The 15,179-nt window shown below is 49.3% G+C and carries 13 protein-coding genes; all 13 read right to left on the bottom strand.

Annotated features, from left to right (window positions below; translation table 11 throughout):
* Window positions 1–11 precede the first annotated feature (11 nt).
* Window positions 12–2,261 (bottom strand): HD family phosphohydrolase, encoded by a 2,250-nt coding sequence (locus tag ACFVQB_RS21650; RefSeq protein ID WP_063567029.1) that lies wholly within the window; start codon window positions 2,259–2,261, stop codon window positions 12–14.
* A gap of 15 nt (window positions 2,262–2,276) precedes the next feature.
* Window positions 2,277–3,248, bottom strand: a complete 972-nt coding sequence (locus ACFVQB_RS21645; RefSeq protein ID WP_024628470.1) for a PhoH family protein — start codon at window positions 3,246–3,248, stop codon at window positions 2,277–2,279.
* Window positions 3,249–3,254: 6 nt separating this feature from the next.
* Entirely contained in the window at window positions 3,255–4,448 is a 1,194-nt protein-coding gene (gene yqfD, locus ACFVQB_RS21640; RefSeq protein WP_379443760.1) for a sporulation protein YqfD, read from the bottom strand.
* Complete coding sequence (gene yqfC / locus ACFVQB_RS21635; protein WP_024628472.1) at window positions 4,445–4,738, bottom strand: sporulation protein YqfC; 294 nt, start codon at window positions 4,736–4,738, stop codon at window positions 4,445–4,447. The genes yqfD and yqfC overlap by 4 nt, the downstream gene beginning before the upstream one ends.
* 174 nt (window positions 4,739–4,912) lie before the next feature.
* Window positions 4,913–5,506 (bottom strand): hypothetical protein, encoded by a 594-nt coding sequence (locus ACFVQB_RS21630; protein WP_379443755.1) that lies wholly within the window; start codon window positions 5,504–5,506, stop codon window positions 4,913–4,915.
* 13 nt (window positions 5,507–5,519) lie between these two features.
* Window positions 5,520–6,530: a flotillin-like protein FloA gene (gene floA, locus ACFVQB_RS21625; protein ID WP_076288088.1), complete on the bottom strand. Its 1,011-nt coding sequence runs from the start codon at window positions 6,528–6,530 to the stop codon at window positions 5,520–5,522.
* A 163-nt stretch (window positions 6,531–6,693) separates the two neighbouring features.
* The gene (locus ACFVQB_RS21620) at window positions 6,694–8,076 is read right to left on the bottom strand and encodes an NfeD family protein (RefSeq protein WP_379443750.1); all 1,383 of its coding nucleotides are present in this window, start codon (window positions 8,074–8,076) and stop codon (window positions 6,694–6,696) included.
* Window positions 8,077–8,352: 276 nt separating this feature from the next.
* On the bottom strand, window positions 8,353–8,796 hold the full coding sequence (locus ACFVQB_RS21615; protein WP_053781272.1) for a GatB/YqeY domain-containing protein: 444 nt from the start codon (window positions 8,794–8,796) through the stop codon (window positions 8,353–8,355).
* A gap of 15 nt (window positions 8,797–8,811) precedes the next feature.
* Entirely contained in the window at window positions 8,812–8,985 is a 174-nt protein-coding gene (gene rpsU / locus ACFVQB_RS21610) for a 30S ribosomal protein S21 (RefSeq protein ID WP_005547957.1), read from the bottom strand.
* A 187-nt stretch (window positions 8,986–9,172) separates the two neighbouring features.
* Window positions 9,173–9,532 (bottom strand): histidine triad nucleotide-binding protein, encoded by a 360-nt coding sequence (locus ACFVQB_RS21605; RefSeq protein ID WP_024628477.1) that lies wholly within the window; start codon window positions 9,530–9,532, stop codon window positions 9,173–9,175.
* Window positions 9,533–9,745: 213 nt separating this feature from the next.
* Window positions 9,746–10,045, bottom strand: a complete 300-nt coding sequence (locus ACFVQB_RS21600; RefSeq protein ID WP_379444455.1) for a hypothetical protein — start codon at window positions 10,043–10,045, stop codon at window positions 9,746–9,748.
* Between the two features lie 516 nt (window positions 10,046–10,561).
* Window positions 10,562–13,984, bottom strand: coding sequence for an SbcC/MukB-like Walker B domain-containing protein (locus ACFVQB_RS21595; protein ID WP_379443742.1), 3,423 nt, complete (start codon window positions 13,982–13,984; stop codon window positions 10,562–10,564).
* Window positions 13,981–15,165: an exonuclease SbcCD subunit D gene (locus ACFVQB_RS21590; RefSeq protein WP_379443740.1), complete on the bottom strand. Its 1,185-nt coding sequence runs from the start codon at window positions 15,163–15,165 to the stop codon at window positions 13,981–13,983. The genes ACFVQB_RS21595 and ACFVQB_RS21590 overlap by 4 nt, the downstream gene beginning before the upstream one ends.
* Window positions 15,166–15,179 lie beyond the last annotated feature (14 nt).

The raw sequence follows: 15,179 nt of genomic DNA, 5'->3' as shown, positions 1-15,179 counted from the left end.
ATATTAGCGAATCAACCCGCTTCAGGCGAGGTTGGCTTCGGTTTCTTCATTTCCTCCGGATATTCGATCCTGGAGTGGAATATGCCCATGACGGTTTCCTTAAGGGTCTTGGCGACGATATCCAGTTCCCGCATCGTCAGATCACAATCGTTAAACTGATGATCATCCAGCCGACCCTTAATAATTTTTTCGATCATGGATTCCACTTGTTCCACAGTAGGCTTCCGCAATGAACGAACTGCAGCTTCCACGCTGTCAGCAATACCAACAATCGCCGACTCTTTGGACTGAGCCTTGGGACCCGGATAACGGAAATCATCTTCCGTAAAATCAGGTTCCACCCCTGCTTCCTCGGCCTGACGCAGCGCTTTGTGATAGAAGTAATGAAGGAAGGTTGTTCCATGGTGCTGCTCAGCAATGTCCCGAATAGGCCTCGGCAGCTTGTAGTCCTTCTGCATTTCCACACCATCCCGTGCGTGAGCAACGATAATGGACTTGCTCAGCTTTGGATCAATCGAATCATGCGGATTTTCCATATTGTTTTGATTTTCAATAAAATAAATCGGTCGCTTGGTCTTGCCAATATCATGGTAATACGAGCCGACCCGACATAACAACCCATTGGCACCAATCGCCTCCGCGGCGGCTTCTGACAGGTTTCCTACCATCACACTGTGGTGATACGTGCCTGGCGTCTCTGTTAGCAGTTTGCGCAATAACGGGTGATTGGGATTAGACAGTTCCACCAGTTTCAGCGCAGACAAGATGCCAAATGAGGTTTCGAAAAATGGCATCAGCCCAATGACCAATATGGCGGTCAGCACGCCTCCGGCAAACGCAAATCCAATGCCATACAACGTTGTCGTCCGGTTCCAGTCACTTGAGTCAATCAGAGCCAGCGTGAAGACTGCGATTGATCCGAACAGACAGACCATAATAGCGCCTTTCAGGATCGTAGACCGCTGACTTGCCCGATGGGTGGCGAAGATTGCAACAAACGATACCAACACCGCGAAGAATCCAAGTTCAAAATCAAAAATTTGACCCTGATGTGTATTCAAAATAATGCTCGACAGCATGCCGATAATAATCGAGCAGACAAAGGCAAGCGATGTATCCAGCAGCAATGCAATTAACATTGCTCCTACGGCAACAGGAGCAAGAAAGCCTACGTATGAATTCTCACTAGTCTGGAGTATCGCAGTAACATGCATAACCACAATCGTAATAATAAATATGAGAACAAGCATCAGCAGTTGAGCATTGTTATACTTGAAATGCGTTCCGCTGAATTGCTGAATATACATGAGAATTGCTGCCGACAACAGACAGGACAACATAAGCAGTCCTAGCTGAGGCCAGTAGTTTACTTCGTTTTTCAGCAAATCGTTCTCGCCCAGAAGGGTGTACATCTCTGGGGTGATCATCTCACCCTTGGCAACAAGCGTATCTCCTTGCTTGATAAATACCGTTTGAGTGTTCTCACGAGCCTGTACTTTAGCTTCTTTTGTACCCTCTTCATCGTAGAAGCGGTTCGACGTTACCACAAGACGTGCAAGCTCCTGCACAACCTCACGCTGCGTACGCTTGCTTAGGGAGCTCACACTCACCATCTCGGCCACTTTGGCACGAGCTGTTGTAGCCTCGCTAATCTGGTCGGTCATTAATCTGGAGACGATATCCCGAGCGACGGCCTTCATCTCCTGAATATCATCCGAAGTCAGACGTGAAATTTTGATATAGGTCTCTTCCGGGATACGGTAGCTTTGCTCCTGTACCACATTTCTGATCTCTTCCAAAAGAGTTTCGGAATATGTACCCGCTTTCCGGTTGTTGTTGATAAAATTGGAAACAAAGTCTTTCTGACGCTGCGGTATTTCATCACGATAGATGTCAATCTTGTCCTGACTGGAAATCTGATCATCCTGATTCAGTCGATCAATACGATCAAGCAGAGTGGTCATCAGATTTTCGTTCCGCATCTGCACGATCTGAAACATCGGCTGCACACGTTCAGCGGCTTCTTCTTGCGCTTTCAGCGTAGCCTTGGTATTCGGGATCTGCATGGGCGCAGCAATATTCACTTCACTTCGTGTGCCTTCCTGAATATCATACCGCTCAGGGAGCAGCTTGGAAGCAAGGCTTACGTAGAAGAGGATCACCAGAAACAAAAACAGAAGATAGCGTGCCCACACGCTATACTTCCATCCTGTAGCTCTATTTTGAAAAGATTTGCCTTTTGACAGTTCCTTCGAGGTCATCGAGACAATCCCTTTCTATTCTTGATTTTCTGCGGCGTGGTTATAGGCAACGATAATTTTCTGGACGAGGGAGTGCCGTACAACGTCTTGCTCGGCAAAATAGACAAATCCAATCTCTTCCACTTGGCCCAGTATTGTATTGGCTTCCACAAGCCCCGACTTTTTGCCGCGAGGTAAATCAATTTGTGTCACGTCACCGGTAATGACCATTTTGGAGCCAAAACCAAGACGAGTCAGAAACATTTTCATCTGCTCCGGTGTCGTATTCTGGGCTTCATCCAGGATAATAAACGAATCATCCAGTGTACGTCCCCGCATATAGGCTAGAGGTGCAATTTCGATCAAACCGCGCTCCAGTGCCTTAGCAGTCTGCTCTTGTCCCATAACATCATACAAGGCATCGTACAAGGGCCGTAAATAAGGATCAACTTTTTCCTGAAGATCACCAGGCAAGAAACCAAGACTCTCTCCCGCTTCAACAGCTGGCCTTGTGAGTACGATCCGCTTGACGCTTCCTTCCTTAAGTGCTGCCACAGCCAGCACAACAGCAAGATACGTTTTACCTGTACCGGCAGGACCGATACCAAATACAACATCACGTTTTTTAATTGTAGTTACATAGTGTTTCTGTCCAATCGTTTTAACCCGGATCGGCTTCCCACGGTACGTCGTTGTAATCTCACCTTTGAACAGATCTAGAAGCTGGTCTGCACGCAGTTCCTTTGCAAGCTCAATGGCATACTTAACGTCTCTTTCGGTTAACACATATCCGTTACGTACCAATTGCAACAACACATCAAATAATTGTTCAAGCGATTCCACATTCTGAATGTTGCCATGGATCACAATCTCCGCTTCACGGGATGCGATTTGGGCTGGAATCTCGGATTCAATCAGTTTCAGAAAAATATCTTGGGGTCCAAAAAGAGATTGACCCTCTCCCGCACTTTGGAGGGAGATTCGTATGCTGCGTGTTTGCTCTGACAAATAGCCTCATTCTCCTTGACTATGGACTAACGGAAGTTCTTCCGCAATGCTTTCTTCCACTTCAAATAATACTTTCATATAAACTTTACCATTCTCTTTCTTCTCATGCAAAATTTTTTCGCTTAAAATTTTCGTTCCTTTGCCGTTTTTGGCGATAATATCGTTTCTTGCTCCTTCCAATCCTTTCGTTCTAGCCCATTCAATCGTGTGTTGCTCCTCTTGTTCCCGAGTTTCCAAATCTTTCTCTGTCAGCCATCCCATGGGAAGTGTGAAGGATCTCCAGGTCAGCGGCTCATGATCACTTTCAGTATCAAACGAGGTGAAGGGTGTGTTCCCGTATCCCCAAAGTTGTACCGCCCATTTCCCCAACACAATGTAAAAACGTTCTTTGCTCTCTCCAGTCATCGTATTATGTTTTTGCACAAGGGGGACTTCAACCTGATATTCACGCCATACCAGTCCGCGCACTTCCCCTTTGGCAACAATAGTCTTTGTATTCTCTTCATCTCCCAGAATACCGGATATCAGTACCTGTCCCTTCTTGACACGCATGTCCTTCTGCACGACAGGGCGCCCCTGCTCCGCGTAAATTTGAGTGATTACAGCGTCTGTTTTACTGACCAGATGCCTCGGGTTCAGCAGCGGTTCACGCTTGGGCTGTGCTGACTCCACAACCTGGATGGTGATGGTTGTCCCTTCTTTGCTCACCCCGATCCAGGTTACATCCGGCAGTGCCAGCGCGAGCTGTCTGGATAGCTTGTCCTGACTTTGCATACGAAATGCCCACTGAAAGGGGTATATACCTTCTTTCTTTGCTGCCGCGAGCACTTCATCCGTGGGAATCGTCACATTTCCTTTGACTTCTACATTCCAAACCATGGATGACAACGCAAACAGAGCTGCTATAAAAAACAGCATGCCGCCCAGAAAGAACTTTCTTCTCAATAAACGGGCTGCAAAAAAAGGAAATCCACTCCGGTGTGTCACCTTTACCCGGCAGCCTGTCCGTTTCAGCAAAGGACGCAGCCTAAAAAAATGCGGTAGCAGAATATTCATTTCTGCCTTGCGTCCGTCATGGGCACGCAGGTCCCATACTTCCAGTCCCTGCTCTGCCACCGTGTTGATCAATGCTTCAATATCCCCCCCAGTGACCGTGATTCGGACTGCTCCGCGCAGTTTGTACAGACTGGGCTGCTTCATCCGTTCCCCTCCGCTCCATTCATATGAATATCCAGAATTGTTCCTTCAACAGCCACTTCATCCGGCAAAATATTGCGAATCATCAGTTCAGTTCCTTTGATCTCCAGCTGGCCTTGTGAGAGAGCCAGAACGATTCGATCCGGTGTAAAATGAATGACACCACGATGATTCTCTATATACAATTGCTTTGTGCCGATCAGGGTTAACCGTGGCATATCGTAAAGCACGTCCTGCGGCAGATCCAGAACTTCACTGGTCCATCTGCGCAGCTTGCGGCTGATCCGGGTCATTCGAAGGTCTTCCCCCTTCCTCTACAGTTCAACTTATGCGCCAATTCTTGAAATTATGAAAACTACGAACCATGTTAGATATGAAAATAAAAACGAGGCTGAAACAGAAAAAAAGCCGTCGTCTGGATATATGCTCACCAGAGACGGCTTTTCACTTATTGAAACAGTATGAAGTTATAGTTTGCCTCGTGTTCCAAAGGGCTGTTTAGAGCGCGGAGAACCGAGAACTTCTGCCCATAACACACCAGTACGAATGTCTTCCCGACGAAGCTGGGACGGTCCAGACTCGCTAGATGAAACTTCATCCCAACTGGAGTCAGACACAACCGGTGTATTTGCAGTAGAAATACGATCTAGTCGCTCACGAATTTCCCGTTGTCTTTGCTCCATCACTTTCATTTGTTCTTCAAGGGAGTTTTCCATTCCACCCAGAGAACCCTGTCCTCCAAAATCGTCATTCATGGGACGGGCAGATGTCGTCGCTGGCTGCGAATAGGGTTGATCATATCGATCATCATACTGATCGTCATCGTATCGTTCATCATAGCGGGGATCTGAAGGACCCGATGACTGCTGAGGTGCGGTATTGCCCCGCGAGCGATCATCCCGATCTGAATCACCACTCCCTCCAAACGTTGGCATCCCGTTACTTGGACGCTTTTTGTTCGGATCGGCCGACTTGGCTGCTTTTCCAAGGAAGGAAAAAAGTGCAAAAGCGATGACTGCTACAATATACAGATTGTTAAAAATCCATTCAAATAGGCCCATATGCACTCACCGCCTATCTTCCGTTTTTGGAATCACCCTGATCGTTGGAATTCGAACCTTCACCAGGTTTTCCTAATGTGTTACGCATTTGAGTATCCGCTTCAATGTTCTTCAGGTTCATGTAATCCATGACACCGATCTTACCACTACGCAGTGCTTCGGACATCGCCAAAGGTACTTGGGATTCGGACTCAACCACACGCGCTCTCATTTCCACTACGCGCGCTTTCATCTCTTGCTCTTGAGCTACGGCCATAGCGCGACGTTCTTCCGCTTTCGCCTGGGCAATACGTTTGTCAGCCTCTGCCTGCTCCGTTTGCAGGAAGGCACCAATGTTTTTACCTACATCCACGTCCGCGATATCAATAGACAGGATTTCAAAAGCGGTACCTGCATCCAGACCTTTGGACAATACGGTACGGGAGATCAGATCCGGATTTTCCAGGACGTCTTTATGGGAATTCGAGGAACCGTTCGTACTTACGATACCTTCGCCGACACGGGCAATAATCGTCTCTTCACCAGCACCACCGACGAGGCGGTCAATATTGGCACGAACCGTAACACGCGCTCTTACTTTAACTTCGATACCATCTTTGGCTACCGCAGAAACAATTGGCGTTTCAATAACACGTGGGTTTACACTCATCTGTACGGCTTGCAATACGTCACGACCTGCAAGGTCGATCGCAGCTGCGCGTTCGAATTCGAGTGGAATGTTCGCACGTTGTGCAGCAATCAGAGCGTTAACCACCCGGTCTACGTTACCACCGGCCAGGAAGTGACTCTCCAGTTGATTCATTGTCAATTGAAGTCCAGCTTTAGTTGCTTTAATCAGTGGATTTACGATCCGGCTAGGCGTTACACGTCTTAGTCTCATCGCTACCAGTGTGATAATCCCCACGCGTACGCCCGATGCAAGGGCTGAGATCCAGAGCATAACCGGGAAAAAGCTGAAGAATACGCTCAATACGATAATCGCAACTACCGCAATGAGCAAAACCGTAATCAAGGTTGGTTCCATAGTCAAAATTCCTCCATTTTCAAATTAATTTTTTGTAAGAAACATGATAAAAACGGTGTGGATCTTTGCTGCTGTGCATTGATTTACACCATTCCACTGGCAGCCTCCGCAGAATGATTATGTACATTGCCGAGGCCTTAATCAACTCCGGCAACAGAGCGGGCTACACCGGTAACGCTTGTTGAACAACGATCCGGGTACCTTCCGCTTTAATCACAATAATCGGCGTATCAATCGGAATGAAATCTCCATCCGACACCACATCGACGCGTTCTCCATTAAACATCGCTGTTCCCGAAGGACGAAGTGGAGTCAGACTAATGCCCTCTAGACCGATCAACTCTTTGCGTTCTGTCGCCGAAGAGTACCCTTGATCAGCAGACAGCCTATCACTTAATATGAACCGATTCCATATGCCTCGATCCTTAAACAGAATAACAACGATTGCAATGACTACCAGCGCGGCTCCAAAAGCAATACCTAACGATATAAATGCATCACTTGTATCATAGGCGGCTCGCACGACACCAGCGACAAGCGCAATTGACCCCAAAATACCCAGAATACCAAAGCTTGGGATAAACATCTCCAGAATCATCATGATGAGTCCGACAGTGAATAATACCCATGTCTCCGCTCCGGCAAAACCGGCAATGTAATTCCCTGAGAAATAAAGCACAAAGCACACGATACCAACAATACCAGGCACTCCGAACCCAGGTACAATCAACTCAATGATTACACCGGCTATTCCGAGGAATAGCAATACCGTCATGACGACAGGATTGGTGAGAAATGTGGATATGTTCTCTGCGGCTGTTCTCTGGACGGTGAATACATCATCCTGACTGTAACCAAGCCAGGCTGCGGCTTCTTCCGGCGTGTTGCTGATATGGTCCGCATAACCCACTTTCAGCGCTTCTTCGGCCGAGAGAGCAATAATTTCACCTTTTTCCTTGGTTTTATTAATCTCAGGCATCTCCACGACCATGTTAACATCCGTCATTCCGGCTGCAATTTTGCCGTCACGACCACTTTTCTCAGCCGCTCCCTGCATCTTGCTCTTCCAGAACGCAACCAGCTTCGGATCATCGACATGTTTACCCGTACTGTCCACCATCGCTGCCGCACCAATCATGCTGCCTGGTGACATTACGATCTTATCTGCATTCAAAGCCAGAAAACTCCCGGCTGAAGCAGCATCTCCACGGACAAATGCAACGGTTTCAACTGGACTTTGCTTAATTAAGTTACCCAGTTCTTCTGCCGTGTCGACACGTCCTCCCGGCGTATTGATATCCAGAACGATCAGGCCAGCATTCATCTCTTCTGCTTCCTTGAACCCGCGTTCCATAAACTTGCCAAGTCCCTGCTCGATTGGTTTATCCACCGGAATGATATATACGGCGCCACTTTTCTCAGCTGCATGCGCTGACGGTGATCCAATCCAGACAGGAAGCAGCAGCGTCAGTAGCATCATGAGCAACAATGACCCCGTAAGCTTCTTCCGGCGCTTTCCCTTCACAAATAGTCCCCCCTTTTCCATTAATGTTATACTGTCCAGCTTATGGTATTTATTACGTACAATGCAACATTTCGTTTCAAAATCTTAAAATTATATTTGAAACCGGAAGCAATTGCAACATTTTAAATCCATAATCATATATATTATCCATTTAAAAGCAATATTTGTGAATTTCCCTGAACAAATGAACGATTCCTAATCACTTTTCATATTTCTTATGGAAACTGAGTACCGGATCAATGATGTAAAACGGAAAAAACACCCCCTGACAAGTCAGGAGGTGTTTATTGATTTGCTTTATTGCAGAAATTGTTGAACTGCTTGATTTACCAGTTTGCCATCCGCTTTGCCTTTGACTTTCGGCATAAGGGCAGACATGACTTTCCCCATCTCGGCTTTCGAAGAAGCACCGGTTTCCTGGATGGTCTGCTGTACAATAACTTTAATTTCTTCTTCGGTAAGCTGTGCGGGAAGGTACTGACTGAGTAATTCAATTTCCGCTTTTGCATTTGCCGCGAGGTCTTCACGGCCCGCTTTGTCAAATTCTTGGAGGGCATCTTTGCGCTGTTTGATTTCACGACTCAGAATATCAAGCACTTCGTTATCATCCAAATCTCTTTTCAAATCTATTTCAAGATTCTTGATCGTCGAACGAATCAACCGAATGTTGGAGAGCTTGAACTTGTCCTTACTCTTCATCGCTTGCTTCATATCTTCGTTCAATCGTTCGCTAAGATTCATGTAGTTAAAATCCTCCTAAAACTTTCTCTTACGAGCAGCCTCGGACTTTTTCTTGCGCTTTACGCTTGGCTTCTCATAATGCTTACGTTTCTTCACCTCAGCCAATACGCCATCTTTTGCGATGGAACGTTTAAAGCGACGAAGTGCAGCATCAATAGTCTCGTTTTTGCGAACTTTAGTTTCAGACACCAGTTTTCCCTCCCTCCGACCAGACCGTCCAAGAGCAATAACACGGTTCATCACCTTTCATTATAGGCGAAAGGTAATAAAGGTGTCAACCTTAACGTAATGATCATTTATTTTATGTGAACTTCAGCTCCATATTCATGCCTTTATGCATATATGGATCAGTCCTGATTTAAAGTAACTTGGATCGTTATTTGTGTGAGTCTGACAAACTTGTCAACACGCCAAGTCGGGTCCCACCGAGCAAATGATAGTGCAGATGATGAACGGTTTGTTCTCCATCCTTGCCGCAGTTATTAATCAGTCGGTAACCTGTTTCTTCCACGCCGAGACGCTTGGCCGCTTCCTGCGCAGCCAAATGAATCTCACCGATCAACGGTAAGTCTTCCGCAGTTACTTCATTCATGGAAGCGATATGTTTCTTGGGAATAACGAGTACATGGGTCGGTGCAGCGGGCTGGATGTCATGAAAGACGATGACATGATCATTCTCCAGTACCTTATTGGAGGGAATGCTGCCCTCTACAATTTTGCAAAATAAGCAATCCATTGTTCATACCCTCCTTTGAAATAAAAATTATGTATACCCTTCTATCATAACGGAACTGAAAACTCACGTCCAATTTACCTGTTCAGCTATGTGACTAAGATCGGAATTTTCAACAAAAAAAACCTTTCACATCTTGGTGGAATGCTCAGCGTTCACCACAGATGAGAAAGGTCATTATTTGTATCATACGCATTACACCGTCACACAATTCTATTAATAATAAGGTAATAAGGTTAAGGCAGTGAGGCCAATCAGAGGAAGTACCAGCCTATTAAATCGTCTGCGACCATAACCATAGTAAGGATATGGATATCCATATCCCGGAAAAAATCCCCGTGAATGCGCTGGATAAGTAACCGGCATCATATTGGGTCCCCAGTTTGCATTTGCATGATTAACCACAGCTTCATGCCCCACGGGAACAGCCAAATAAATCATGTCATCATCCACATGTTCCACAATGCCATCATAATGGGCACCGTCATGCATCTGTATACATACATAGCGATGCATGTGTTCCTTACACAGTTTCTTCGCTTCTACCTTTTCCACGTTCGATCGCCTCCCGAATCTGTTCTGCTCTTCATCACCCTTTCATGGTATTCAGATCTGGGCGAAATGACACTGAGAATGACAAGAGTTTCAAGATAAGTGCCTAAGAAGTGATCTCAGGATAGAAGTTGTACCCTGTAAATTAAAAAAATGAAAAAAAGAAGCACCCCGCTGCAGTTTCCATCCGGAAGTCTGCTGTCGCGGACGTCTAACCAGGATTATTCCTGATTAGACGTCCGCCGGGGTGCTTAACATAAAGTTTGTCGGCTTAACTGTAGTATAACAACAGGATGAACCTGTATCTGTGAGCTATCTCACTCAACTTTCACAACGAGTATATAAATGGGATTCAAACCAACAAACCTCATTCGATCGATCAGGGGCTTCCCCTTAGGATTAAAATTTAAAGATTAGTTAATGAGGAGAATCAATCTCGATTTGGACTCATTCAATCGTATGTGTTCTGTGATCAAGTTCCTATAATGTTTCCAATACTACGCGAGAGCCAGCTCCGGCTTCGCCCGCTGGAATAACTACAAGTTTGCGTGGCAAGCGCGCTCGCAGCTCTGGAACGTGACTGATAATACCGACGGCAAGACGGTCATCATGCAGTTTTTCTAATGATGTAATGACGGTATCCAGCAATTCAGGGTCCAATGTGCCAAAACCTTCATCCAGGAAGAAGAATTGCAGCGGGTACTGGCCGCGCAGCTGAATCTGGGCAGACAGAGCCAAGGCCAGTGACAACGAGGTCAGGAACGTCTCTCCACCAGACAAGGTGGACACCGGACGTTTAACTCCACCGTTTGCATCGTCACAGATGACAAAGCCTCCGCCTGAATCCACCTCAAGTGAATAACGTTGTTTGGTCAGAAAGCGCAGGCGCTGTGAAGCAGCCTGACTAACCTGCATCAGCTGTTCTTCTGCAATATACTCAACAAACGCATTACCTCTGAAAGCTGCTTGCAGTTTGCTAAGCATTTCACCTTGTCGGCTCACTTCCACCCGTTTGTTCTCCAACTCGGTCCAGCGAACGTGTCGCTGCTGAACATCCTCCAGATCCCGTTCTGCACGCGCCTTGGCTCTAAGAGCCGCTTCATCCTCTGCACGAGACCGTTGCAACCGCTCTGTGCATGCCAACCATTGTTCTTCGGATACAACAGCTCCACCCAGTTTTTGTTCCAACTCACGCAATTGCGAAACAACTTCTCGATCACGCTCCCGATGCTGCTGAATTTCCGCGGCCAGCCGCTCTGCTTCTTGGGAAGGAAGGGCTGCTTCCACAACGGCATTCTCGGAGTCGAATGGCGATTGATCCAGCAATTGCTTCCATCGTTCCTGTGCCTGCTGCAAATGCTCTGCTGCCGAGGCTGCTGCTTGATGAGCCATGACATCCTTCTTGGCCGATTCCTGTTTCAACGCATCCGCTTCCTTGAAACGCTGTGCTGAATCGGCAGCAATTTTCCGCAGCCCATCCAGTCGAGTCTGGGCTGTAGCAATCAGATCCTCGACCCGTTGCTCGCCAACCCATTGACGCAGACGTTCTTCCTTCTCGGCAAGCTGTTTGCTGTTGCCTTGCCATTCCGTTTGCCATTGAATCAGCTGTTTGTCCAATTCAACCAGCTTCTGCTGGAGGGACTGTACCAACTGCTCCTTTTCTTCAAGGAACGTCACGCTCTTGTTCAGCCGTTCCTTGATGTCTTCTGCGCGCGCGTCGCGCTCCTGCATCGCCTGATGAAGGGCCATGGCCTGCTCTTGAGCGATGCCTGGCAGTTCCGCGGCCCAGCGGCCGTGCAATGCGGCTGCGGCGGCCTCACTCTCGGCCAACCGGCGCTCTGCCTGTGCGAGTCCGGCTTGGCCGGCCTCCTGCGCAGCAGCCGCTTCCATGCGGCGCTGCTGCGCGCTTACAGCCGCCTGCTGCAACGCGGCGGCTTCCGCTTGCAGCGGCGCTGCGGCTGCGGCCAGCGCCCGCGCGGCTTCGCGCAGTGCGGCGGCACGCTCCGCCCAGTCCGCCGGAGAGCGCCCGTGTACGGGCGACCCGGCGGGCTCCGGCTCCGCAGCCGCAGGCGCGGCCTCGGCTGCGGCCGGGGCTTCGCCGGCCGCAGCAGCGCCAAGCTGCGTCAGCAGGCTGCGACGTTCGTGCAGCTGCTGGCGCAGCCCAAAGCGCAGCTCCTGCAGCTCCGCGTGCAGGCTGCGCAGCAGTTCCGGGTCCGCATCGCCTGCGGGCGGACCTTCTCCCGGCGACGCAGCCGGGAGCGGGTGGTGTGCGGAGCCGCACACCGGGCAAGGCTCGCCGTCGCGCAGCTCGGCGCGCAAGGCGGAGGAGAGCCGGTGCAGCTCCTGCTCACGCATGGTTCCGCGCAGCTGCTCCTCCGCCCTGGCCAGCAGGCTCTGTTCGCGAACAATGTCCTGCTCACAGGCAAGCATGGCCTCAAGACCCGCTGCCGCCTGTTCGATCAGACGCTGACGCTGTTCACTCAGACGGCTCTCTTCCTGGGCAGCCAGCCTCAGCTTACCGGCCCCCTGTTCAGCCGACTGCTTATGGGCTTCCATCTCAGCCTTGTTCTGGCGCAATTGCTCCGCCGCAGTATCCAGACGATGCTTCAACTCCAGTGCAGCCTGCAGCTGTCTGCGTTCTTCGGACTTCACTTCATTCGGCTTCAGACTTTCCTGTAATTCTTCCCTCCGTTTGCGGCCACGCTGCTGTAGTTCTTTTTCCTTCTCCAGCTGCTGCCCGATGACGCTCTGTTCAGCCTGTCCTTTGTCCAAAAGCTGCTTAAGGCGTGTGCTATCCTCTCGGAGCCCATCTCGTTCCCGCTGTAACTCCTTGGCTTGTTCCAGCTGTTCCAATCGAAGCAGCAGCCTGGGTTCTTCCTCAGCCATCTGGACACGTGCCGTCTCGGCTTTCTCTGCTTCCAGTACAGACAACCGTTCGTGTTCCACCGCTTGCTGGTGAGCAATCCCGGCTGCATCCTCACGCAACTTCTGCTGCGCTGATGCATCACGCATCGTCTGCAATGAAGGAAGTATCGCATCTGCCGCCCCGGCCTGTTTCAACCGTTGTTCCCCAGCTTCGATCTGTGGTGCACGTGCTTTCAGCTTTTCGTGCTCCTCCATACGGGCTTGACGTTCATGGCTTAACTCACGGACTTTGCCGAGCTGTTCGGCTTCCTTCATCGCTTCATCAAGCGTTTTGCGTGACAATTCAGACTGTTTCACAGCAGCTTGAAGAAGAAGCTCCGTTTCTGCCAACGTCTCTTTGCTGGCATTCCCAAGCCCCTGCTGCTCCGCGGCCAATGACTGATGAACCATATCATTGTCCTTCACCCGCCGGCTGAGCTTGATGGCAAGCTGATCTCCATACTTCTCCAGATGGAACAAGCGTTGCAGCATCTGGCGTCGTTCACTGCCTTTCAGCGACAGAAACTCAGCGAATTTACCTTGTGGAAGCACAACGGCTCGCGTAAAATCATCCATTTTCAACCCAATGACATCTTCAACGCAGCGGTTCACGTCTGCCAGTTTATCAGCCAGCACCTGTTCCTCTCCGTTGACGGTCTCAATGAATTTGCTGATTGTGTTGTTCACTGAAACCTCGTTGTTTCGTTTGAAACGTCGTTCCACCCGAAATCTTCTTGTGCCTTCTGCTGATACAAGTTCAAATGTAAAAGCAACGGACAACGAATCCTCAGCGTGATTCATGATTCCCTGGGTACCGTTAACCGCACGTTCCACTTTCCCGTACATCGCCAGCGTAATCGCGTCGAGCAAAGATGATTTCCCACTGCCTGTAGGACCAAAAATGCCGAACAGTCCCGTTTCCGTTAATACAGTAAAATCAATCTCCTGAGTCTCCCGATAACTTTGCAGGCCGGCAACTTTCAATAAAATCGGCTTCAATTTCCCTCGACCTCCTCACGCACACCCGGCTCGTCCTCATCGACGAGTTCCAGGAACAGCTGAACCAGACTGTCTTCAGGTAATGCCCCACCTGTCTGACGCTGATAAAATTTGCGGAAAAGCTCATGTACCGGAAGCTCGGATCGTTGCTCCAAAAGCCCTGCGGCTGCCATCTCGGGATACACCGGACGGATATGAATAATCCCGTCATGCGATTTACGGAGCTGCTGGATTTCTTTCAGAGACATGGCGTCATCCAGCCATACTTCCATATCAATAAAAGCCAGAGGATCGCGCCCTTCATCCAGCCACCGATAAACCTCAGCCAGACCGCCACGCGCCTTCCAGCGCACAAGTGGACGTCCGGAGGTCAACAGCACTTCTTCCACATTTGCAGCTCCTCCAGGTGCCAGATCAACCATTGTGACAGACTTGCTCTGCCCCGCTTCGGAGAAACTGTAGGCCAGTGGAGAACCACTGTACCGAATCACACCTTCCCCTTTAACTGCCTGCGCACGATGGAGATGCCCCAGTGCTGTATATTGCGCACCTGTCGACAATGCAGAAGGGTCAACCGTATAAGCACCACCTACTTGAATGGGACGTTCCGAATCACTTTCCACTCCGCCCAGAACATAAATATGACTCATCGCCAAATTCACCGTATCCGGACGAAAAGAACCTGCCAGACGCTGCATTAACATACCAACCCGGCGGCTGTATGCCTGGCGGAGCACATTCTCGTCCCCATCCGTTGTCAGCAGTTCGTTCAGTCGCGCTTCCGAGGGATATGGCAATGCAGCAATCTGCGCAGTCTCTCCCGTTCGCTTTGCATGAATTGTAACTGTTTCTGAAGTAGGCATACCTACAAGTGTAATTCCCTGTCTGTTTACAAGCGGGGTCACCGAAGCCACTCGCTCCGGCTGATCATGGTTCCCCGCAATCACCACAAGTGGTCGCCCATGTTCCGTCAGACGCGCTGCAGCCTCGTAAAAAAGCTGTTCCGCCGAGGCTGGCGGATTTACAGAATCATACACGTCTCCAGCCATCAATATGGCATCTGCTTGCTGCTCATCCGCGAGTCTAACAAGCTCATCCACAAAATCCTCCTGCTCTCGCAGCCGGCTCCGTCCCTCCAGCGTTTTCCCCAGATGCCAGTCCCCTGTGTGCAAAATACGCATCGTCCGTTCAACCC

The sequence above is a fragment of the Paenibacillus sp. NPDC057886 genome (assembly GCF_042796655.1).
In the GTDB taxonomy this organism is placed as follows: Bacteria; Bacillota; Bacilli; order Paenibacillales; family Paenibacillaceae; genus Paenibacillus.
Note: the sequence above shows the minus strand (reverse complement) of the source record. Positions and strands in the feature narration are given on the sequence as shown.

Excerpts from the sequence above, each read along its gene's own strand:
- ACFVQB_RS21630 (WP_379443755.1), bottom strand. The coding sequence starts at position 5,506 with ATGGGCCTATTTGAATGGATTTTTAACAATCTGTATATTGTAGCAGTC.
- ACFVQB_RS21650 (WP_063567029.1), bottom strand. The coding sequence starts at position 2,261 with ATGACCTCGAAGGAACTGTCAAAAGGCAAATCTTTTCAAAATAGAGCT.
- ACFVQB_RS21620 (WP_379443750.1), bottom strand. The coding sequence starts at position 8,076 with ATGGAAAAGGGGGGACTATTTGTGAAGGGAAAGCGCCGGAAGAAGCTT.
- ACFVQB_RS21605 (WP_024628477.1), bottom strand. The coding sequence starts at position 9,532 with ATGGATTGCTTATTTTGCAAAATTGTAGAGGGCAGCATTCCCTCCAAT.
- floA (WP_076288088.1), bottom strand. The coding sequence starts at position 6,530 with ATGGAACCAACCTTGATTACGGTTTTGCTCATTGCGGTAGTTGCGATT.
- ACFVQB_RS21600 (WP_379444455.1), bottom strand. The coding sequence starts at position 10,045 with ATGCATCGCTATGTATGTATACAGATGCATGACGGTGCCCATTATGAT.
- ACFVQB_RS21590 (WP_379443740.1), bottom strand. The coding sequence starts at position 15,165 with ATGCGTATTTTGCACACAGGGGACTGGCATCTGGGGAAAACGCTGGAG.
- yqfD (WP_379443760.1), bottom strand. The coding sequence starts at position 4,448 with ATGAAGCAGCCCAGTCTGTACAAACTGCGCGGAGCAGTCCGAATCACG.
- ACFVQB_RS21615 (WP_053781272.1), bottom strand. The coding sequence starts at position 8,796 with ATGAATCTTAGCGAACGATTGAACGAAGATATGAAGCAAGCGATGAAG.
- yqfC (WP_024628472.1), bottom strand. The coding sequence starts at position 4,738 with ATGACCCGGATCAGCCGCAAGCTGCGCAGATGGACCAGTGAAGTTCTG.